Below are 21,674 nucleotides of genomic sequence, written 5' to 3' on the forward strand. Positions count from 1 at the left end.
TCGCTGGCATTAGTGCTACATCAGCGTTAACGTTGCCGCACTAAATTAGCTTTGTCGACTCCAGCTTTTCGATGATCCAGTCGTTGACTTTGATGACCGGACGGCGGAAGACGACGCCCAGGGCCAGCGACGGAATCAGATAGCTCGCCAGAATACCCAGCTCAACCCAGTACTCCATATGGTAGGCGCCTGCCATGGCAGCATGCATGGCGTTGATGCCGTGAGTGAACGGCAGGAACGGATAGATCGCCTGGAACACAGGACCGGTCATCTCGATGGGGAACGTGCCGCCCGAACCGCCGACCTGCATGACCAGCAGCACGACGGCGAGCGCCTTGCCGATATCGCCAAACGAAACCGTAAGCGTGTAGACGATATTGGAGAACACGAGACTCGCGACCCAGCCCGCCAGCACAAACTGCAGCGGGTCGTCGCACTGGATGCCAAAGAACAGGATGTCGCCCGCACACACGAGCGTTGCCTGCAGCAGGGCCAGACCGCCAAAGAACAGGTAGCGGCCCAGGTAGATCTCGTGCAGGCGCACGGGGATGAGCTCGTTGATAAGCTCATCGTCAACCGAGACCTTCATCATGGCCGCCAGCACGATCGAGCCGACCCAGAGCGACAGAATCGTGTAGAACGGCGCCATGGCCGAGCCGTAGTTGCGGATCGGATAGACCGGCTTGCGATCGAGCGCGACGGGGCCGGAAAGCGACACGGCCAGACCCTCGGGATCGTTGCCAATCATCGTCTTGATCGTGGCGAGATCATCCGACATCAAGGCGCCGTCGAGCTCGTCCTTAAACGCACTGATCTTGTCCGACGCCTCGCCCAGCTGATCAGAAGCCTTGTTGACCAGCTTTGCAGCCTTGGAGAGGCCCTTTGCCAGCGAACCGGATGCGTCGGTCAGGCCGCCTACGGCGCTATCCAGGTCGCCCGAGATGCCATCAAGCGAGTCCAGAATGCCCGAAACCGTCTTCTTGAGCTCCTTGGCCTTAACCGAGAACGTGGAATCGTAATCGGATTTGGCACCCGCGATGCCGGCCTTGGCATCAGCGATGGCCTGATCGACCTCGGCACGCGAGTTGTTGACCTCGGCCATGCTATCGGAGAGAGACTTCGCGGTAGCCGCCAGATCCTTGGCATTGTTGCGGTACTCAACGGCGATTCTGCCCAGCGACGTCGCGGCGGACTTGAGGCCGTCCTTCAAATTCTCATCGCTCACCTGGTCGGCAAGGCTGCGGAGCTGATCGGCCATCGCATCGATATCCTTGGCGCGCGCATTGAGGGCCGCAGCGGCATCGTTGAGTTGGGACACCGTAAGGTCGACATGCTGGTTTGCGGTGTCGAACGCCTTCGCGAGCTCGGCAGACACATTGTCGAACGAACCAGCACTTCCATCGATTGCGGCATCGATGGCATCGTTTGCCGCCTTAAGCGCTTCTTTGGAATCATCGATGCCGCTTTTGGCATGTTCCATGAGCTGCTTTGTCGACTCATCGACGGCACCAGTCTGCTTGAGCATGCCGCTCGCCGACGTCAGCGAATCGGACGTGGAGCTCAAAATGCCCGCCAGCGACGAAGCATTTGCCTGAACGTCTCGCAGGTCCTCAATCGAATCGCCGAGCGTCGAGGACAGGTTGGCGATAAAGTTGCTGACCTGGTCGGTGCTCATGTAATCGAGCAGGCTGGACACCGTCTTAAGACCGATGCTCGTAATGGTCTCGGTAAAAGTTTCGTTAACCTGGCTCTGGACGGCGCTCGAACCCTTCTCGGTCACGATCTGCGCAATGGCGTTGGCCTTCTGATTCTCGTAGAACTCGATATCGGCATGCTTCACGTCGGTCGAGAAAAGCGTCATCATGTCAGCGCTAAACGTTTTGGGGATAACGACGGCAGCATAGTACGCGCCCGACTTAACGCCCTCGATAGCCTTTTCGCGATTGTTGAGCACAACCCAATCGAAGCTCTCGTTGCCGCGTAGGGTGGCGGTCACGTTTTCGCCCACGTTAACCTCGACGGGGATCAAATCGCTCTCGTAACCCTCATCGGTGTTGACCACGGCGATCTTAAGATTGCCGGTGTTGCCGTACGGATCCCAGCTGCCGGCGATGTTAAACCACGCGTACAGACACGGTACGATAATGAGGCCCATCACGACAACCAAGCCGATCACGGAGCGAGACACGTTTTGGACATCGCGCTTAAACAGATGCAGGATGTTCTTCATTTATGCCTCACCTCCTTTGGAGTGCTTGCCAAGCGCGGTGGTATCTCCATCATTTGTGGCTGTGCTGTCGCTGCCCTGAGATTTATGGTGCGAGCCGATATGCGGCAAGCGGCCCGTGGACTGATCGCCGCCCTTGGCACCACGCTCGCTGGCGTTGAGGCCAAACATGTGGCGGGCGGCAGGAATGGCGGCCGTGTGTTCGCGCATCTCGCGACGCAGGTCCTCATCCGAAAGCGCCGAGATGCGCATCTGGGTATTGAGGCTCGCTCGGATATATTCGATATTGATAAGCCAGCCGCAGATGGCAATAACCGAGATGATCCAAATGACAAGCAGGATGATCTTGCCGTTATTGTCGATATCGAGAACCGTCGACAGGACAAAGAGCAGGACCTGAACGCCCACCACGGCGGCAAAACCGCCCTTGATGTAGTACGGGTAGCGATGTTCAAAGGCGACCGCATGATCGAGCAGTTCGCGACGGTACGAATCGGAATCGAGCATGACGCGCATGGCCGTGCGCAGCGAGTAGCGCTGGCGCGGCAGGTCGTTGGACTCGCAAATCATCATACCGGTCGTGGAGAGCTGTTTATCAAAGAGCAGGTTAAGGTTGAGCAGCAGCGGACGCAGCTGCAGGCCGATAAAGAGCGCCACGATCAAGAACACGCCCAGAATGCACAGGTTAAACAGGTAGTTGAACGAATACATGCCGCCGACCGTCTCGCGCAGCAGATTGATGCCGTAGGTAAAGGGCAGCAGCGGGTGCAGCCACTGGAAGAAGCCGGGCATCATCTCGATGGGGTACATGCCCGACGAACCCGGGATCTGCACGATGACGAGAATGACGCCGATAGCCTTGCCGATATGCTTAAACGTGGTGGACAGCGCATAGATGATATTGACGTAGGTGAACGAAATGGCGATGCCGCCCAGCACGAACAGCAGCGGGCTGACGCACTGCACGCCAATCACCAGATCGCCTACCGTAACGATGATGGCCTGCAACGCGCCCAGGATCACCATGAGCAACCAGCGGCCAAAGTAGCCTTGGCGCGCCGTAAAGCTGCCAACACCTTCACGGTCGACCTCGAGCTTGTAAATGGCGATGAGCACATAGCCGCCCACCCAAAGCGCCAGATTGGTGTAGAAGGGAGCGATGCCCGAGCCAAAGCTCTTGACCGGATAGATTGACTTGGACGTCAACTCAACCGGAGACGCCATGAAATCTGCCACGTCATTGACATCGACGCCCATCAGATCGGCCAGCTCGCCCATGGACTCGGAGGTCTGCAGCGCCGCGATGTCATTGGCGGCGGTTGCAAGCTTGTCCTGGACCTTGGCAAGCGAGGAATCGGTCTGGGACAGCGTGGTCTTGGCCTGGCCGAGCGTAGCGCTAAGCTGCGCCAACGTGCCGCGCGCATTTGCAAGTGTAGGTGTCATACCCGAGACGATACCGGTCAGGTCGCCCGAAACGGCAGCAAAAGAGTCGAGCGCGCTCGAGGCCTTCGGCAGCGCGTTTTGGCCCAAGTCCGTCTGGGCTTGGCCAAGGTTGGTCGCACCGGTATGAATTGCGTTATTGATAGCGTCACTGGCACCCGAAACAGCCGCTGCGTCATTCGCCATGGCGCTCGACTGCGCGGACAGACCGTCCTTGATGCTCTGAAGCTTTTCATTCTGCTCTCGAAGCAAATCGATGGTCGATACAATGCGCGCGTCAATTTCCTCGGAACCTGTCGACGTGTCATTGGCGAGAATCTCTAAGTGCCCGATAACGGCCTTATTGTGGTCGATCGTCGCTTGGAGAGACTCGAGCGAGTTGTCGATACGGGTGGTCGTAGATGTGACCGTGCCCGTCAGCTTGCCGATGGCAGCGTTCGCAGAGGCTGACGTCTTGGTGAGCGCAAGGCTGCCTTCCGAGAGCGCCTTGGAGAGCGAGGCGACAGAGTTGCCCGCCGTGGCGCGAGCCTCGCCCAGCAGGTCATTGCCCTGGGAGATCGCCTGCGTCAGCGACGGCGCCTGACCCTGCAGACCGGCAAGTGCCGCATCTGCCGAGGCAATGGAACCACTCGTCTTATCGATGGCGGCATTCATGTCGCCAATCGAATCACGCACTTCGCCCAACGTATCGGAAGCCTCTGATACCGAACCGGCCAACGAATCCTGAGTCTGGGTTGCCTTGTCCTTTAAATCGACTCCGGCATCCTTGGCAATACTGGCAACGGTCTCGCCCACCGTGGAGACAAATTCCGAGTTGATCTGCTCCTCGATGGTGTTTGCACCGGTGTCGGTAACCTTGGGCGCAATAGCGCTCTTCTTCTCATTGACGTAGTACGTAAGCTTGGGCTGATGGTAGTTGCCGTCGAGCATCGAAACCAGGTTATCCGAGAAGTTCTTGGGGACTACGATGGCCGCATAGTACTCACCGCTCTCGACGCCCTCTTTGGCATCGGCCGCAGAATCGACGAAGGTCCAGCCCAGCTGATCGTTCTCCTTGAGCTGATCGACGACCTGATCGCCCGCGTTGAGCTCGCCCACCAGGTCGTTTTGGGTGCCCCGATCGTTGTTGGCGATGGCAATCTTGATGCCCTGGGTGTTTCCGTACGGATCCCAGTTGGCCACGATGTTGTACCAGGCATACAGCGAGGGAATAACGCACACGCCAAGGGTAACCACCAAGGCGACGGGGTTCACAAGCAGTCGCTTAATGTCGCGCTTAAATATCGCAAAGGAGACCTTTGCATTGGATAGTTTGCTGCCGAGACTCACGCTTGGACCATCCATCCTGTCGTTGAATCGAATCGTACTATCGATAACCATTGTACGTAAGCGCTTTAGCGTCTCAGAGCACAATGGTATTGAGTTTTGCGGGTAGCAATATACTACGAAGACGAATTAACGTACAGTTGTACAGTATCTTTAATTTCAGCAGGTCACAAAACCACAACCCGCACAAATTAGCAATTCAAATAGTCATCGGGGACGTTCTTAAACGACTGGTCAAACAAGAACGCCCCCAACGACTAGTTTGGACCACGGTAACATCGATGTTTTAGCAATGCCAGCGAGCGGGCGCCAGAGCGAACAAATTGGCATGAAAAGAGGACGGCATAGACCTTCTGGTCATGCCGTCCTCTTTGAATGACAAGTTGTCGCTCTGGCGCCCGCGCAGCGTCGACTGGTCCGCCGTTCGTTAGAACGGCGGAACTGAGGGCAGCGTCGAGCCGTTACGCGGTTTGGTAAAACCGCGTAACTACCTAACTACATCAAGTTGCAAACAGCCGCCGCGAAGGCAACGGGGTCCTCGGGGAGGATGCCCTCGACCAGCAGGGCCTGATCGTAGAGCAGACCAGAGTACTGCTTGATCTTGTCGGCGTCGCCTGCCTTCTGGGCAGCGACAAGCTTGTCAAAGACCGGGTGCTTGGCGTTGAGCTCGAGCACGCGTTGGCTCTTGGGCATGCCGTCGGGCGCGCCCTCGGGTCCCTTCTGGAGCACCTTCTCCATCTCGAGCGAAAGTGGGCCCTCGGTGGTGATACAAGCGGGGGCATCGGTCAGGCGCGCGGAGACGGCGACTTTCTCGACCTTGTCACCGAGCGCCTCCTTCATAGCGCTAAAGAGGTCCTCGTTCTCCTTGGTGGCGTCCTCGGCCTCCTTCTTCTCGTCCTCGGTCGCCAGGTCAAGATCACCGGTCGCAACGTTCTTGAGCTCTAGATGACGATCCTCGACCTCGGGCTCGGCACCGTCGGCCACAGCCTTCTCGGCAGCCTCGCGGGCAGCATCGTCCTCGTAGATCTTGGGCATATCGGCGGCAACGTACTCACGCATAGCCTGGAACGTGAACTCATCCACATCCTGCGTCAGCAGCAGCACGTCATAGCCGCGGTCGAGCACGCCCTTTACCACGGGCATCTTGGCCAAGCGCTCACGCGAGTCGCCGGCGGCGTAGTAGATGGCCTTCTGATCCTCAGGCATGCCCTTGGCATACTCGGCCAGGGTAATCATCTTCTGTTCCTTGGCAGACCAGAACAGCAACAGGTCGGCGAGCTCATCGGCCTTCATGCCATAGCTCGAGTAGATGCCGTACTTAAGACCGCGGCCAAAGTTCTCAAAGAACTTCTCGTAGGCCTCGCGGTCGTTGTCACGCATATCCTCAAGGTCGGCGGTAATCTTCTTTTCCACACGCTTGGCGATGGCCTTGAGCTGACGGTTCTGCTGCAGCGTCTCGCGCGAGATGTTGAGCGACACGTCGGCGGAATCCACGACGCCGCGGACAAAGTTGTAGTAGTCGGGCAGCAGGTCGTCGCACTTCTCCATGATCAGGACGTTGGAGCTGTAGAGCGCCAGACCCTTCTCGTAGTCCTTGCTGTACAGATCGAACGGCGCGCGTCCCGGCACAAACAGCAGGGCGTCATACTCGAGCGTGCCCTCGGCGTGGAAGCTGATGGTGCGCGCAGGATCGTCAAAGTCGTGGAACGTGGACTTGTAGAACTCGTCGTAGTCCTTCTGCTCGACATCGGAGCTGCGCTTTTTCCAGATCGGCGTCATGGAGTTGATGGTCTCGAGCTCCTGGTAGTCCTCGTACTCGGGCTTGTAATCGTCGCCGGCGTCCTCGGGCTTGGGTTTCTGGCGGCTCTTGGACACCATCATCTGGATCGGGTAACGCACATAGTTGCTGTACTGCTGAATCAGGCTCTTGAGGCCCCACTCGGTCAGGAAACGATCGTAGGTCTCGGCCTCGCCGTCGGCGTCGAGCTTCTCGTTCTCGCGCAGCGTCAGGATGACATCGGTGCCGTGCTCGGCGCGCTCGCCGTCTTCGATGGTGTAACCCTCAAGACCATCAGACTCCCACACGTGAGCGGTGTCCTCGCCATAGGCGCGGCTGACAACCTTTACGTGGCTGGCAACCATAAAGGCAGAGTAGAAGCCCACGCCAAACTGGCCGATGATGTCGACATCGGAGCCCTGTTGCTCGGCGTTCTCGGTCTTAAACTCCTCGGAGCCGGAATGGGCGATGGTGCCCAGATTGCGCTCGAGCTCCTCGCCGGTCATGCCGATGCCGTTATCCGAAATCGTGATGGTGCGGGCATCCTTATCGAAGGAGACGCGAATGGCCAGGTCGCCCTGATCGATCTTGACGCTCGGGTCCTGCAGGCTCTTAAAGTTGAGCTTGTCGACGGCATCGCTCGCGTTGGAGATAAGCTCGCGCAGGAAGATTTCCTTATTGGTGTAGATGGAGTTGATCATGAGGTCGAGCAGTTTTTTGCTCTCGGTCTTAAATTGACGCATGTGCAGTCCTTTCGCGCTACCCCTGCCCGCAAAAACGGCCCGGTTGCCCGAGCCGCATCGCAGACCTGCTATGTTCAGACTTAGATTTTATAACCCATTAGCGCGCATATATACATACGGAATCGAAAAACTGTATGTCTAAACGCTCCGATGCGCCAATTGTCAAGGAGTGCCCCCCCCTGCCGGCAGAAAAGGAGCGTCCCTATCTGCCATCTACGCGCTTGGCCATCCAGGCATGAGGCTGGCCTTCGTCTTCGTAGTCCACCGGCGCGATCTGCGTGTAGCCCGCCTTGACGTAGAGCGGCAGCACGTACTCCTGTGCATGCAACTTTATGAGCTTGGCGCCGGCATCGCGCGCAGCAGCTTCGCTTGCTTCGACAATCTTGCTTGCCAGACCGCGACGACGCATGGCCGGCAGCACGGCGACGCGCCCCATAATGTAGGTCTCCCCCGCCGCAACGCCTTCGTCCAAGTCGCACGCCGGCGACACCGGGGCCTCTGCGTCAGCCACGCGCTCAAGCTCTTCGGGAAACACGCGCGAGCAACCGGCAAGCTCGCCGTCTACATAGAGCGTCACATGAATGCTGTTTGAATCCTCGTCAATAGCGTCGAACTCATTCTCGTACCCCTGCTCGTCCATAAAAACGACGCGGCGCACCAACGCCGCGTCATCAAAGCATCCCGTCTTAAGTTGGATATCCATAGCTGCCCTTTCATTCAACGCGAACGTTAGGGACAGATTTTAGCGAAAATGAGCTCCGCGCACGCTAAACTTCGCGCGAGCCTTCGCCAGGCAGTCGTAATGACTCACGTTATGGGCATCGCTCGCGATGAAGCTGTACAGGTTCTGATCGAACAGGCGCTGTGCCGGCTTTTTCTCGCGACCAAAGCGACCGCCGGCAATAAAGTCCGCCGAAGCCTGCAGCTTGCAGCCCATATCGACCAGGCGCTCCGCCACGCTTACATCCTTTTGAACCGCACGATAGCGCTCAGGATGAGCGATGATCACCTGGTAGCCACGGCACTGCAAATCGTAAATCGTGTTCTCGTACTCTCTAAACGCATACGCATCGGCATGAGTCGAAAGCTCGAGCAGAAACTCGTTGGTCCCATCGAAATGCAAGTGATCCGCGGCATCGATACCAAGCTCAACGAGCTTTCGATGGTTGACCTCGAAGCCCATTTGGAGCGGAAAACCGTCAGCGTTATCGCGCAGCAGCTCAAAGGCATCCCACATCTTGTCGTAATCAAAATAGGGATCACGGCAGTGAGGAGTGCAAACGATTCTGGTTACACCGGCCCGCTTGGCAGCCTCGAGCATCGCCAAGCTCTCTTCGAGATCGGCGGCGCCGTCGTCTACACCCGGCAAGATATGGCAATGAATGTCACGCATAGGTCGGCCTCAATCAACTAAACGTTTGCTCGGTTGGTGAAGATGCCCTTTTTTGAAGTGCCCTGATCGTCGGAGCCCTTCTTAACCTTCTTACCGTCCTTGGTGTAGTAAGAATAGTAGTACTCGCTGGTCTCGGTCTCACAGTAATTCATGACGGTACCGATGAGCTTGACCTTCTCGGACTTCTTAAGCTGACCGATGGCGTTGAGCGCCTCTTCGCGCTTGGTAAAGTCCTCGCGCACCACGAACAGCGTGCCGTCGGTCAGGCTGGCAATCTCGGCAGCATCGATGAAGGTGCCGACCGGAGGAGCATCGAAGATGACGTACTGGAACTTGGCGGACAGTGCCTTTACCAGCTTGGCAAAGCGGTGAGAGACGATGATGTCGGCAGGATTGGGAATGTGCGGCTCGGCATCGAGGAAGTAGAAGTTCTTCTGACCCGTCTCGACAATTGCCTGGTCAATGGAAATCTGCTCGGAAAGGACCGCATAGAGTCCGCCGCGCGAACGAACGCCAAGCATATCGGAAAGGGACCTGCGGCGCATATCGGCCTCGACCAGGAGCACGGACTTGCCGTTCGTGGCGATTGCCTGAGCAAGATTAATGGAAACCGTAGACTTGCCCTCGTTGGGAATCGAGGAGGTAACGGTGATGGTGCGAATGGGGTCGTCCACGCTCGCAAAGCGGATGTTGGCCAGAAGGGTCTTGGCGGCATTCTGCACAACGAGCTTATCGGTGTTCTTTGCCTTAGCCATGCCTATTTACCACCTTTCATAGCCGGAATTCGGCCAACAACGGGAATACCCAGGAGCTCTTCTGCCTCTTCGGCACCGCGGATGCGGGTATTGAGCATGTCTGCCAAAACGACATAGGCAACTGCGATAAAGATACCGGCGAGGAACGCGACGGCAATATACAGCGTGCGCTTGGGGCCGCTGGGGGCTTCGGGGGTCTTAGCCTCGTCGATAACGTTGATGCTCTGGGCAGCGCCGACGTTCTGAGCGACCGTACTCACCGAGCTGGCAATGGCCTTTGCGACCTCAGCCGTCTCCTTGGCATCGGTGCCGGTAACCGAAAGCGTAATGACACGCGTGGTGGTCTCGGAGGAAACAGACACCTTATAGTCATCCAGATCGGTGAGGCCCAGTTCTTTGGCGGCACCGCTCTTAACGCTATCGCTATCCAGCAGCGTGGCGATATCGTTGGAAAGCATCTGGCTCGCCGAGAGATCGTTGTAGCTCATCTGACCGCTATCGTCGGTCTTGGCGAGAATGTACATGCTCGTCGTCGCGGTATAGGTGTTGTCCATCGCAACGAAGGACACGATGCCCATGGCGATCGCGCAGACCACCGGAAGGGTGATGACCAGCTTGAGGTGCTTCTTCAGCAGCTGGAACAGTTCGAGAAGGGTCATGCAGCTTGCCTTTCATTTCCCCAGTTCGGATTGACAAAACTGTCCGTATGTTATCGCATCTTTTTACCGAGACCAAACTCTATACATAAGAAACAGGCTCTCCTGTAAAAATGTCGGAAGCAATCGTAAAATTGCACAACAACGCCGCACCCGAAAGTCAAATGCGGCGTCTACATCAATATCTATGTTGTATCGCTATGCGAATGGCTCGTCCTGCTGTATGGGAAACGTCACCGTAATGGTGGTTCCCACGCCCAACTCGCTCGACAGGTCGAGCGTGGCGTGATGATACAGGGCCGCATGCTTGACAATGGCAAGCCCCAGGCCGGTTCCGCCGCGTGCCTTGGACCTACTCTTGTCCACGCGATAGAACCGCTCAAATACCTTGCCCTGTTCTTCAGGCGCGATACCGATTCCCGTGTCGGCGACAGCGAGGAACGGATGGCCTTCGTCGTTGGTGCCGCACTGCAACGTAACCGTACCGCCGGGTCGATTGTAGCGGATGGCGTTGCTTGCCAGATTATAGATGAGCTCGTCGATCAAGCGCGACACGCCTTCGATGACCACAGGCTTGGTCTCATGACTTATCGTCACATTCGCCTGACGGGCAACCTGTTCAAGACGCTGCTCAACCGCATAGATGGCACGAGAGAGCTCAATAGGCTCCGTGGACCCAATGGGCACCGCCTCGCCCTCAGTCGCACGCTCGGCCTCGTCCAAGTTAGACAGCGTAAGGATGTCGTTGACAAGCGCTGCCAAGCGGCCCGCCTCACGATAGATGCGACCGCCAAAGTTGCGCAGGTCGTCCTCGCCCTCGACCATGCCATTTGCGATGAGCTCGGCATAGCCCGAAATCGCCGTAAGCGGCGTCTTGAGCTCATGGGTGATATTCGCCGTGAACTCGCGGCGCATACGGTCATTGTCCGCTAGCACCGCCATTTGGCGCTTGAGTTCCTGGCGCTGCGACTCGATACGCTCAAGCATGGGGACCATCTCGGCATAGGCGTGCTCATAGCTACGGCGTGGGTGATCCAAATCCACCTCTTGCAACGGCGCGATGATGGCACGGGACTCACGGCGCGCCATAAAAAACGAGAGTACCGCACCCGCTGCTGCGATAAGCAGCATCGGCGCCAGCATCGACAGCAAAATCGCCGCAACGCCAGGCTGGGCCTGCGCCAAGCGAACGACCTGGCCGTTATCAAGGGTGACGGCGCGATACAGCATAATCTCGTCGAGTGTAGAGCTTGCGCGCTCCGCGGAACCCGAACCACTCTCAAAGGCCTCGATGACCTCGGGGCGATCGCCATGGTTGGGCAGTGTGGAAGGCGACGCCTCGTTGTCGTAGGCAACAGATCCGTCCTTATTGATCAGCGTGATACGAAGATCCTCGCGATCGAGGCTTCGCAAGAACGGAATGGGCTCCTGCTGCTCGTCGAGGGCGGCAGCAATGAGCTCGGTTTCCTGCGCCAGATTGGCACTCGTGGCATCCGCCAAAGTGTTTTGCACAAAGAACGCACCCAGCACCGTAAACGCCACGATAACTGCCATGGCGCAGACAAAGATCGTCACAAAAACGCGGTGCGACAGCGTATGTTTTCCCTGGGGGGCGAAGACCACGAGTTACTCCTCCGATGCGGTGGCCGCGGTGTCGTCGCCTTCGGCACCATCACCGGCAGAAGGCTCGGCCAGGCGATAACCCACGCCGCGCACGGTCTCGATGGCGCTGGCATGCTCGCCCAGTTTTTGGCGAAGCGTCTGCACGTGCACGTCAACGGTGCGCGAACCGCCGTCGAAGTCCCAGCCCCACACGCTCTGCAGCAACGACTCGCGGGTAAAGACCACGCCGGGCTTGCGCATGAGGTACTCGAGCAGGTCGAACTCGCGCAGGGTGAGCTTAAGCGGCTCGCCGGCAACGGTCACCTCGCGATGGCTGGGCGAGAGCACGATGTCGCCCACACTGAGCACATCGCTCGCCTGCTTGACCATGCCGCCGCGACGCAGCAGTGCGCGGCAGCGGCTCGCAAGCTCCATGAGCGAAAACGGCTTAGTCAGGTAATCGTCGGCACCGCCATCGAGCGCCATCACCTTGTCGAGCTCGGTATCCTTGGCGGTAAGCATCATGATGGGCACCGTCGCCGTCAGGCGATCGGCACGCAGACGACGCATAATCGCCAAGCCATCGGTGTCGGGCAGCATGATATCGAGCAGCACAGCATCGGGCACCCGTCGCGCCACGGCAGCTTTAAACTCGCCATCGCACGAAAAGCCCTCGGCCTCGATTCCCTGCTTGCGCAGCGCGTAGACTGTCAAATCCCTGATGTTGTCATCGTCCTCGACGTAATAGATCATGTTGAACCCCTTTGCGGCCGATATGACCGCATCTTAACCCTAAAGGCACCTGTAAAAGACAGCGTCAGCCAAAACGCCCCGTCAAATAATCCGCGGTGCGCGGATCGGACGGATTCTTGAAGAGTTGCGCGGTGGGCGCGTGCTCCACCAGCTCACCCAGCAAAAAGAACGCAACCGAATCGGAAATACGCGCGGCCTGCTGCATGTTGTGCGTCACGACCACCAGCGTGCAGGTCTCCTTGAGCTCGCAGGCCAGCTGCTCCACCACCAACGTCGACACAGGGTCGAGTGCCGAGGTCGGCTCGTCCATCAGCAGAATGTCGGGCTGCACGGCAAGTGCGCGGGCGATGCACAGGCGCTGCTGCTGTCCACCCGAAAGACCCAGGCCCGACTCTTTGAGCTTGTCCTTGACCTCGTCCCACAGGGCAGCGCGACACAGGGAGTCCTCGACCAGCTCATCGAGCACGGCGCGGTCGCGCACACCCATACCGCGAGGACCGTAGGCGACGTTGTCGTAGATGCTCATGGGAAACGGGTTGGGGCGCTGGAACACCATGCCCACGCGCTGGCGCAAACGGCAGATGTCGTAATCGCCCAGGATATCTTGACCATCGAGCGCAATCTTGCCCTCGATGCGGCAATCCTTGATGCCGTCGTTCATGCGGTTAAAGCAGCGCAGCAACGTGGACTTTCCGCAGCCCGAAGGCCCGATGAATGAGGTGATCTGCTTGTCGCGGATCTTGATATTCACGTCCTTGAGCGCATGGTGGTCGCCATAGAACAGGTCGAGGCCCACGACATCGATGCGCGTCGGCGAGGCGGCAAGTTCCTCTGCCGTGGGGCGAGTCGCATCCCCAACCTCGCGCTCGTGCGCGGCCTCGGCCTGCGCTTCCATGAGTTCTTCAAGCTCCGTGGGCTCCACAGCCGCAGCAGCCGTCATACCGCACACCTCCATATCGATATCAATTCAGCAGTATCGATAGTAGGAATCGCGGCTCATACGCACGTGAGCACATTGTCAAGTGTTTGTAAGGGCACGCTGGCTATGCGGCGGGCAGCTCGATGGTGAATATCGTGTGTTCGGGCGTCGATTCACATGCAACGGTACCGCCGTGTGCCGCGATGATCTCCTTGGCAATAGCAAGGCCCAGGCCGGCACCACCACGATTGGTCGCACGCGCCGCATCCAGGCGATAGAACTTCTCAAAGATCACCTTGAGCTTAGCCGCAGGGATAGGATCGCCCTGATTGATAAAGCGCACGCGCACGCCGCCATCGTCTTGGCGCCTGGCCTCAATCGTGATAGTCGAGCCCTCATAGCTATAGGCGACGGCGTTTTTCATGATGTTGTTGAACACGCGGGCCATCTTGTCGCCATCCACGAGCACCGTCAGGTCCTCGCGAATATCAACCTGGGCTTCCTTATGCTGCTCGTTGAGGATGGGATAGAACTCGTCAGCCACCTGAGCCAGCAGCAACCCCAGATCAACATAGCCGCGCGTGAGCACGATATCGTGGAAGTCAAAGCGCGTGATATCGAAGAACTCTTCGATGAGTGCATCGAGCCGGTGCGCCTTGTCGAGCGCCACGCCCGTAAAGTGTGCACGTTGCTCAACCGGCAGCTCAGGAGCCTCTTGCAGCAGCGAAAGATAGCCCACCACACTGGCAAGCGGGGTGCGTAGGTCATGTGCCAAGTACGTGACCAGATCGTCCTTGCGATGAGACTCGTCACGCAAGGCCTGTTGCACCTTGCGCTCGCGATCGCGCACACGGTTGAGTGCGCCCTCGACCTCCAGGAAGTCGCCGTCGATGTTGTCCCAGGTGTCGGGGTGATCGATCAGGCGATCTTGAATACGAGCGGCCAGCACACAATCGGCATGCTGCTCGCCCTGCTCGTAGCCCCGGTAGTACAGGGCGCGGCCGCAAAAGAACAGCACGCACACGGCAAGCGCCAGCACAAAGCCAAGCATGTTGAATACAAAGCCGGCATCGAACAGCACCGGCCCTTCGATGCCGCCGAGTGCCATGGCGCCAATCGCCAACGTCATGGCCCACGCGGCACCGCCAATCACCACGCAGCGGCATACGATTTCAAATCGATCGATCAGCAAAAAGCCGACAAGCAGCACCGCCAAGATTCCAGCGATGTTATCGATGCCAATCAGCAGCAGGCTCAGCAAAAAGAGCAGCACCGTTGCAAGCGCGCGGTTGTCGACGACCGACCTCACGTATTCAAAGAGTCGATCGGGCACCTCGAATGCCTGCCTATCGTCTTTTGTCATATCCACTTCCCCACCATCAAAGGCGTTATTCGATTATGTAGCCGACGCCCCAGACGTTTTTGATAAAGCGCGGCTTTTGAGCGTCGTCACCGATCTTTTCGCGCAGGTGGCGAATGTGCACCATCACCGTATTGTTGGAGCCGGGCATAAAATCCTCGTTCCACACCGCGCGGAACAGATCCTCCACGGCCACCACACTGCCGCGATGCTCGACCAGATACAGCAAGATGGAATACTCGATGGGCGTGAGGCGAACCGGCGCACCGTCCACCGTTACGGAACGGGCATCGCGGTTGATCTCCAGGCCGTCGAACTGGATGGTCGGCGACTCGGCCGCCTGTGCACGGCTACCGTAGCTGGTGTAGCGACGAAGCTGAGCGTGCACGCGCGCGATGAGCTCCAGCGGGCGGAACGGCTTAACCACGTAATCGTCCGCGCCAAGCGAAAGGCCCTCGATCTTGTCTTGCTGGGCATCGCGCGCCGTCAGCATGATCACGGGATAGGTATGGCTGGAACGGATCGTACGCAGCAACTCAAGCCCATCGATATCGGGCAGCATGACATCCAGCAGCGCCAGATCGAACTCCTGCTCCAAGATTGCCTTGGCAGCATCGGCCCCGCTATAGGCGACCTGTACGTCAAAGCCTTCTTTTGTAAGGTAGATACCAACCAAGTCGGCGATGGCCTTTTCGTCATCAACTACCAAAATGCGCTCGTTCATGCGTGCTCCTCTCGCGCTCCATTATGCCCGAGGGGGCGCATGCCACACACAACAAGCGTGGGTGATTAAGTCAGCCTTAAGCACCCTTGTGCCCGTTCGGGCGCGGATGTGGGCCACGCACGCACGCGATGATCGCCGACACCGGTAAACGATATACTCTAGTTCCAGAAGAGACCATCCCGTCGAAAGCGAAATCTGTGAAGTCCCTCACCTCTTTTGCAAAGCGCTCAGCCCAGCTTGCCGCCGGCTTTGTCTGCGCTATCGCCCTTGCCGCTGGCGTGCCCACCGTCGCCGGCGCCCAAGTACTCACGACCGACAATGTTTGCGGCAAAACCGCCGATGCGCGCGGCATCACGGCAGAAAACCTGCCCGATATCGATGCGACCAATGCGCTCGTCATGGGCAAAGACGGCACCGTCTACTATGGGCGCGGCGCCGATGAGCAGGTCAAAATCGCCTCGATCACCAAGGTCATGACCGCAATCCTAACCGTCGAGAATTGCAAGATGGACGAGAAGGTCACGGTGAGCAACGCCGCAGCCACCGTGGGTAATTCGACCGCCGGCTTGCTCGAAGGCGACGAGCTTACCGTGGAGCAGGCACTGCGCGGCCTGATGATTCCCTCGGGCAACGACGCCGCCGTCGTGCTCGCCGAATATGTGGGCAAGAAGATCGAGCCTAAGACCAAAGACGCCGAGGCAACCTTTGTGAAGGCCATGAACGAGCGCGCTAAGAAGCTCGGCTGCACCGGTACGCTTTTTGAAAACCCGCATGGTCTGGACTTTGATGAGTGGGCTGGCGATATGCACTCAACCGCACACGACGTAGCGCTGATGATGCAGGAGGCCATGAAGAACGACACGATCCGCGAGGTCGTAGCGAGCGAGGATTCCTGGATCGAGGTCACGGGCGCCGACGGCACCGACCATTCGCATTCCATGGACACGCATAACTATTTGCTGGGCCAAGATGGCAACATCGGTGGCAAGACCGGCACCACCGACGATGCAGGCTATTGCTTTACGGGTGCCTACAACCGCGATGGCGACGAGATCTACACCGTCGTTTTGAACTCCACCACCACCGACCAGCGCTTTACCGATACCGCAACCCTTGCCAATTGGTACTACGGTCACAAGGTGACGGTCGCAATCGCCAACACGCAGGAAAAGACCGCCAACGGCAACCCGCTTATGGCGCGCATTGGCCAAACCGACTGGACGGATAAGACGATCGACGCCACACTCGCCGATCCTACGGCGCAAGCGACCGTGTTTTCCCTTGCCGGCGAGGTGACCGAAAAGGTTAGCTACGACGATCTTTCGGGCACGGTGCATGTGGGCGACAAGGTGGGCAGCGTTACGCTCAAGCAGGACGGCACCAAGATCGCCGTTATGGATCTGGTTGCCGACGAGGAAGGCGCAGGGCCGAATCCCATTGAATGGCTACTCGTGAAGCTCGATCGCTTGGGCCGTCGCATCGACAACCGCCCACTCACGGCAGAAAGCGAGACCGTCGCCAAGGCGCCCGAGGTGTAGGGCTGGGGGAACATTGCATTTGAGATTGGAGAGGCGTCCAACGGGGCGCCTCTTTTTGAATACCCCTTAAACGGGATGCGCCAGAATCACCAAAGCGACATTGCTAGCCGTTTACCTTCGCTGTGTCTTTTCAGACCTTGAAAACGGGTCCGCCGGGCATGCTAGTAGATCCTTTCGACCTCCTTGGTCAAGGCCCTGAACAGATCCCCAGCTGAGGGATCTGCCCCAGGACACAGCGATTGCCAGGCACCCGTTTCTCCGATGGTGCCCGCACTCGTCATAACAAGATCGTCGCTCCGCCTGCGAATGGAGACGCTAACGGAGTGGCCATTATGGAACCCATGGATATCGACTTTATTTATGCGCCCATCAGCTAGATAGCTAATCATGACATTGATGCTGTCACCATACTCCGGCAATTCGAAGCCGTGGGAATCCATCAATAGCTTCACGTCCTGATGGTAAATGCGGGCCTCGACGACATTCTTGGGCATTTTCCCCGTCTTTGTTGGAGAGCAAAAGCTGATGCTTGGCTCCTCTTCGCTCATGCCTCGGTCAAACCTAAGCATGCACGGGCATACCGACTCAATGGTTCGCAAGGCGTCCGCCGCGACCTTTTCCTCGGTAAACATCTCCACATCGATGCCGTTTTCTTCCATATAGGTACGGTTTTTACGTTGAAGCTCTAGCCGAGCCGCAACCTCCCCATCTCCACGCTGTTCCCAATTTCCGGAGTCGGAGACATTTCGATCGGATGTAGAATCAACGGAACATGGCGCTTGCTGTTGAGTCGGATCACTGTCGCCGAGACGCCTTAGCTCGGAGCGTCTCATCAGTAGTTTCACAATATCAAACAGCCAACCAAATCCAAAAAGGCCAAAGGTAAAGAGATATAGAAAGAAGCTGCCCCACATCCGTGCATACGCTCTATGAGCGCCCGACCACCCAAGAAGGAAGCATAGCAAAAGCGCCTTGTTTGCCCTGTCAACCGACGTAATCTCTCGAGTGAGAGATTTCTGTTCAGACTTCGCCAAAGGTGTAACTTCATGCGATGAAACAGTAATTGAGGACGTCCTTGACGCCGAGCTCCGAGCGCCTGATTTAGCAACGGCGCGAGCGACATCCCCAACTCCGACGGTCGTTCTACTGTATACGGCATTGTAAGCAGCCTTCTTCGGATTTTTGATCCACCCCATGCCCTTCTTACCATAGCCGGGGATTATCGCCCGCTTTACCGCACGCTTCGCTCTGCCGGTCGTTCTTGCCTTGAGTGATGTCTTTAGATTCGGCTTACGCAGCCCGACCTTTACCATATTTTTACTCCATCCCCTCGGAACCCCACACCAGGGTGCACGAGCATGTCTGGGTCTCCCCGTTTTCAAGCGCCCCGTGTTTGCCTAATGTTCACGCCCTCTCGGACTCTAATCCCCAGCCGCCATTCTTGATAATAAAAAAGGGCCCCAAATGGGACCCTTCTTCAAATACGTACTGGCGGAGAGCTGGGGATTCGAACCCCAGATGCCCTTTTGGGGCATACTCGCTTAGCAGGCGAGCACCTTCGGCCTCTCGGTCAGCTCTCCGTAACAGCCGTTCTATAGTAACCAAACAGCCAAGGATGGGCAAGAGGAAATTTTCTAATTGCCTAGCAGCCTTTCCTTCTTGAAAGCTTCGCCTACCCCAGCGAGCGGTTGAGGGAGCCGAGCTCGTCGTTGCCCATGGTGCGCCACATTTGGAAGATACAACCGCGCGCCAGGAAAAAGAAACCGTTGTCGACCAGTTGCACAGCGGCATCTGCCAGCTGATTCGTCACGGCGGACACTGGCGGCAGCTCTAGTCCAGCCTTGTGGATGGTCTCGACCGCTTCCTCGAACGTCGGAGGCTCGCTAACGCCCATCTCGTTCATAAGGCCCTGCATTTCTTCCAGCGCGCTGCTGCCCGACTCCTCGCCGCGCGGCACCAGACGGTAACAAGCCAGCGCCAGGTCGAGCTGATCGCAATTCCAATAGGCAAACGCCAAGCGATAGAACAGGTAGCCGATTGCAGAACGATCGCTGGCAATACGTAGGCCGTGGCGCGCCACCTCGATAATCTCGTCAAAGCGCTCCAGACGCGCAAGCACGTTGATGAGCGCAAAGTGCGACTGCATGGACGAGCGCGCCAGATCGTAAAGATGGCGCACCTCGGGCAGTGCTCGTTCAAAGTCCTCTTGCTCGGCGTAAAAGCTGCAGATCTCGTGCTGGGCAAAGTACAGCGCATCGGGCGCACGAAGGATTCGCACAGAGCGGTCTTCTTCCAACACCGGTAGCACCATGCGCACCAGCTGGTTATCGCAAAACTGCGTTTGAACCGGACCTGTCGCCAAAAGCTCGGCGACGGCGCACTTAGCCTCCAACTCCTCAACAAGACGGGAAAAGCCTTCAAAAGCACCTGTACGGTCGACTTTTGCCTGCTCGCGCAATTCAACAACACGGGCCACGTATGGGTCGTCGTCCTCTTCCATGACCTCCAACTCGTCAGCCGTATCGGCAAGCAGCAGGTCGCGCAGCGCCGGCGGCAGCATGCGATGGTCATCACGCGGACGAGCATGAACCTCCGCAGGTTCAATCGTCTCCGGAGCAGTTGACTCATACGCCTCAAGTACACGCTTGCACGGCATATCGTCCATGTCCATACTCTCAAGATCCTTGGCGACAGGCACGCAATCGGCCAGATAGGCCGCGCGCCCAAAGAAATACGTTGCGACAACGCGCTCGCCCTGCTCACTGTCGGGAGCAGCAATCTGCACATAGCAGCGCGTGATGCAGGTGCCCGCGGCAAAACACGCTGCCGCAAGCGTGAGTGCCACGCGCGCATCGTGCTCCGCGGCCCAGACCGCGCGCGTGTCCTCGTCCAGCTCGCGCCAGGCGTCATCTTGAGCATCGTATTCACGTTGCGGCATGGCATCCACGACAGACTGCCCAAACCGAACGAGCATAATCCCCTCGGCAGCGTTTGCCCGATAGGTATAGTCGAGCCGTGTGACCACGTTAAGTGCCTCGACAATACGCGCGAAGCGGGTACGCACATCCCACTCACCGCCCGGCTGGCAAGCCACCGTACCCGGTTTGCCCCACGGGTTATCGCTCGAGGCCGTATCGAGCAGTCGGGGAACATCGTTGGTCGTCTTGGCGATATGCCACGCATCAAAGAGCGCACAGCCCTCAAGGCTCGGCGAGGATGCCGCAGGGACCAATCCGGCCCCGATGCGCTCAAGGATGCCGGAGAGGCGGTTGAGACGGCACTCGATGGCAAGCAGCATGTCAATTTCGTCCTGGTCCAACAGGCTGCGGTCAAAATTGAGATAGAAAAGCTTTGAGCGATCAATGCGAGCCAGGCTCATCTCGGACTTAGCGGCGATGGTGCGCAGACGGGGCAAGTCGACCTCGCTCATAAGGGCGGCGGCATAACGCTCGATACCGCTCGGATTCTCGGCATGATCAACGCGGTAAAGCAGCGTCTCGATAGCATCAGGGAGCGGTGCCGTGTTAAAGCCCAAAAACACCTCGACCGGCTCGGGCAACTTTACGAGCTTGATCTTGTCGACAACGTTTTGCATACCCTCGTCGAGTCCGTCGGCGTCCGCCGTGCTCGCAATGGTATTTTCGGAGTCAGCGAATATCACGTAGCGCAGGAACATCGATGCCATGAACTCGCCGTAAGGAAGGGAGCGGGTCGAATTCCATGTCTCGTGATCGGACTGTTCGCGCATGGGACCTTCGGGAGAGCCGACGGTTCGCGCGCACGCGCGCATCGTGCCGTTTGCTCCCCTCATCATAATCTCACCAATACCGGAGTCCGACTCGTCAAGGACCAGTTCCATGTCGGGATCGTTGGGCAGCGGAGCCTCGCTAACGGGGCGGTCCACCTTGTACACCTCACCCGAAACGCTTACGTAGCCCAAAAGCGACACATGGCTTTTGCCAACGAATTCAACGACATAGCATGATTCATGCGGGTCCTCGCCAAAGAGCTTCCAAACCACGCCATACGAGCGTCCCGCAGGCTGCTCGGGCATGGCCGGAAAGCGCTTTTTGGGATCGAGAAACCTGAGCTTGTATGTCGGACGCTCTGCCACGAAATATCACCCTGATCGGTCGCTTGAGAAGGAGTGGTCGCGAATAAGTCGCGACATCTACTCGGAATCTTACACGAGTCGACAGGAAATCGTCCCTTTGGACAAAAGCACTCAAGCTGGCGCAAAAGAAAAGCCCCCGTTGCCGGGAGCTTTAATCTCAAATGGTGCGGCGTATAGGATTCCGCGCATCCGCTGCGCGGATCCGCACCGGCTTCGCCCGCCTGCCGGCGTGCTCGCCCGCGGGCTAAAAACGCTCCGCGTTTTCTTTACGCCCGCGCCTCGACCGAGGTTCGAATCCATGCGGTGTTGCCATAAAAGAAAAGCCCCCGTTGCCGGAGGCTTTCAAT

At 58.0% G+C, this 21,674-nt stretch carries 15 protein-coding genes and 1 tRNA gene; 1 reads left to right on the plus strand and 15 read right to left on the minus strand.

Annotation, left to right across the window (positions count from 1 at the left end):
* Window positions 1–40: 40 nt before the first annotated feature.
* The 12 genes from AAAX32_RS02785 to AAAX32_RS02840 all read right to left on the minus strand — a co-directional run bounded on the left by AAAX32_RS02785 (window position 41) and on the right by AAAX32_RS02840 (window position 15,675).
* Window positions 41–2,230, minus strand: coding sequence for a YhgE/Pip domain-containing protein (locus AAAX32_RS02785; protein WP_349099930.1), 2,190 nt, complete (start codon window positions 2,228–2,230; stop codon window positions 41–43).
* Window positions 2,231–4,996: a YhgE/Pip domain-containing protein gene (locus AAAX32_RS02790; protein ID WP_346963938.1), complete on the minus strand. Its 2,766-nt coding sequence runs from the start codon at window positions 4,994–4,996 to the stop codon at window positions 2,231–2,233.
* Window positions 4,997–5,488: 492 nt separating this feature from the next.
* The gene (gene htpG, locus AAAX32_RS02795; protein WP_349099931.1) at window positions 5,489–7,513 is read right to left on the minus strand and encodes a molecular chaperone HtpG; all 2,025 of its coding nucleotides are present in this window, start codon (window positions 7,511–7,513) and stop codon (window positions 5,489–5,491) included.
* A gap of 202 nt (window positions 7,514–7,715) precedes the next feature.
* The gene (locus AAAX32_RS02800; protein ID WP_349099932.1) at window positions 7,716–8,216 is read right to left on the minus strand and encodes a GNAT family N-acetyltransferase; all 501 of its coding nucleotides are present in this window, start codon (window positions 8,214–8,216) and stop codon (window positions 7,716–7,718) included.
* Window positions 8,217–8,255: 39 nt separating this feature from the next.
* On the minus strand, window positions 8,256–8,906 hold the full coding sequence (locus AAAX32_RS02805; protein WP_349099933.1) for a CpsB/CapC family capsule biosynthesis tyrosine phosphatase: 651 nt from the start codon (window positions 8,904–8,906) through the stop codon (window positions 8,256–8,258).
* Between the two features lie 17 nt (window positions 8,907–8,923).
* Window positions 8,924–9,661 carry a CpsD/CapB family tyrosine-protein kinase gene (locus tag AAAX32_RS02810; protein ID WP_349099935.1) on the minus strand — a complete coding sequence of 246 codons (738 nt, stop codon included), beginning with the start codon at window positions 9,659–9,661 and terminating at the stop codon, window positions 8,924–8,926.
* Window positions 9,662–9,663: 2 nt separating this feature from the next.
* The gene (locus AAAX32_RS02815; RefSeq protein ID WP_055250503.1) at window positions 9,664–10,320 is read right to left on the minus strand and encodes a Wzz/FepE/Etk N-terminal domain-containing protein; all 657 of its coding nucleotides are present in this window, start codon (window positions 10,318–10,320) and stop codon (window positions 9,664–9,666) included.
* Window positions 10,321–10,515: 195 nt separating this feature from the next.
* Window positions 10,516–11,940, minus strand: a complete 1,425-nt coding sequence (locus tag AAAX32_RS02820; protein WP_117803628.1) for an ATP-binding protein — start codon at window positions 11,938–11,940, stop codon at window positions 10,516–10,518.
* 3 nt (window positions 11,941–11,943) lie between these two features.
* Entirely contained in the window at window positions 11,944–12,672 is a 729-nt protein-coding gene (locus tag AAAX32_RS02825) for a response regulator transcription factor (protein ID WP_089572665.1), read from the minus strand.
* Window positions 12,673–12,736: 64 nt separating this feature from the next.
* Complete coding sequence (pstB, locus tag AAAX32_RS02830; RefSeq protein WP_349099936.1) at window positions 12,737–13,612, minus strand: phosphate ABC transporter ATP-binding protein PstB; 876 nt, start codon at window positions 13,610–13,612, stop codon at window positions 12,737–12,739.
* Between the two features lie 103 nt (window positions 13,613–13,715).
* Window positions 13,716–14,954 carry an ATP-binding protein gene (locus AAAX32_RS02835; protein WP_349099937.1) on the minus strand — a complete coding sequence of 413 codons (1,239 nt, stop codon included), beginning with the start codon at window positions 14,952–14,954 and terminating at the stop codon, window positions 13,716–13,718.
* 25 nt (window positions 14,955–14,979) lie between these two features.
* Window positions 14,980–15,675: a response regulator transcription factor gene (locus AAAX32_RS02840; protein WP_117716623.1), complete on the minus strand. Its 696-nt coding sequence runs from the start codon at window positions 15,673–15,675 to the stop codon at window positions 14,980–14,982.
* A gap of 197 nt (window positions 15,676–15,872) precedes the next feature.
* Here AAAX32_RS02840 and AAAX32_RS02845 point away from each other — a divergent pair, with 197 nt between their 5' ends.
* On the plus strand, window positions 15,873–17,213 hold the full coding sequence (locus AAAX32_RS02845; RefSeq protein ID WP_349099938.1) for a D-alanyl-D-alanine carboxypeptidase family protein: 1,341 nt from the start codon (window positions 15,873–15,875) through the stop codon (window positions 17,211–17,213).
* Window positions 17,214–17,374: 161 nt separating this feature from the next.
* On the opposite strand, the gene AAAX32_RS02850 is transcribed toward AAAX32_RS02845, so the two are convergent.
* The 3 genes from AAAX32_RS02850 to AAAX32_RS02860 all read right to left on the minus strand — a co-directional run bounded on the left by AAAX32_RS02850 (window position 17,375) and on the right by AAAX32_RS02860 (window position 21,327).
* A complete protein-coding gene (locus AAAX32_RS02850) occupies window positions 17,375–18,526 on the minus strand; it encodes a TM2 domain-containing protein (RefSeq protein ID WP_349099939.1) in 1,152 nt (383 codons plus the stop codon).
* 176 nt (window positions 18,527–18,702) lie between these two features.
* Window positions 18,703–18,793, minus strand: a tRNA-Ser gene (locus AAAX32_RS02855).
* A 92-nt stretch (window positions 18,794–18,885) separates the two neighbouring features.
* A complete protein-coding gene (locus AAAX32_RS02860; RefSeq protein ID WP_349099940.1) occupies window positions 18,886–21,327 on the minus strand; it encodes a hypothetical protein in 2,442 nt (813 codons plus the stop codon).
* Window positions 21,328–21,674: the final 347 nt, after the last annotated feature.

The organism is Collinsella sp. CLA-ER-H3 (assembly GCF_040092425.1).
In the GTDB taxonomy this organism is placed as follows: Bacteria; Actinomycetota; Coriobacteriia; order Coriobacteriales; family Coriobacteriaceae; genus Collinsella.

Excerpts from the sequence above, each read along its gene's own strand:
- pstB (WP_349099936.1), bottom strand. The coding sequence starts at position 13,612 with ATGACGGCTGCTGCGGCTGTGGAGCCCACGGAGCTTGAAGAACTCATG.
- htpG (WP_349099931.1), bottom strand. The coding sequence starts at position 7,513 with ATGCGTCAATTTAAGACCGAGAGCAAAAAACTGCTCGACCTCATGATC.
- AAAX32_RS02850 (WP_349099939.1), bottom strand. The coding sequence starts at position 18,526 with ATGGTAAAGGTCGGGCTGCGTAAGCCGAATCTAAAGACATCACTCAAG.
- AAAX32_RS02805 (WP_349099933.1), bottom strand. The coding sequence starts at position 8,906 with ATGCGTGACATTCATTGCCATATCTTGCCGGGTGTAGACGACGGCGCC.
- AAAX32_RS02785 (WP_349099930.1), bottom strand. The coding sequence starts at position 2,230 with ATGAAGAACATCCTGCATCTGTTTAAGCGCGATGTCCAAAACGTGTCT.
- AAAX32_RS02825 (WP_089572665.1), bottom strand. The coding sequence starts at position 12,672 with ATGATCTATTACGTCGAGGACGATGACAACATCAGGGATTTGACAGTC.
- AAAX32_RS02815 (WP_055250503.1), bottom strand. The coding sequence starts at position 10,320 with ATGACCCTTCTCGAACTGTTCCAGCTGCTGAAGAAGCACCTCAAGCTG.
- AAAX32_RS02810 (WP_349099935.1), bottom strand. The coding sequence starts at position 9,661 with ATGGCTAAGGCAAAGAACACCGATAAGCTCGTTGTGCAGAATGCCGCC.
- AAAX32_RS02835 (WP_349099937.1), bottom strand. The coding sequence starts at position 14,954 with ATGACAAAAGACGATAGGCAGGCATTCGAGGTGCCCGATCGACTCTTT.
- AAAX32_RS02840 (WP_117716623.1), bottom strand. The coding sequence starts at position 15,675 with ATGAACGAGCGCATTTTGGTAGTTGATGACGAAAAGGCCATCGCCGAC.
- AAAX32_RS02800 (WP_349099932.1), bottom strand. The coding sequence starts at position 8,216 with ATGGATATCCAACTTAAGACGGGATGCTTTGATGACGCGGCGTTGGTG.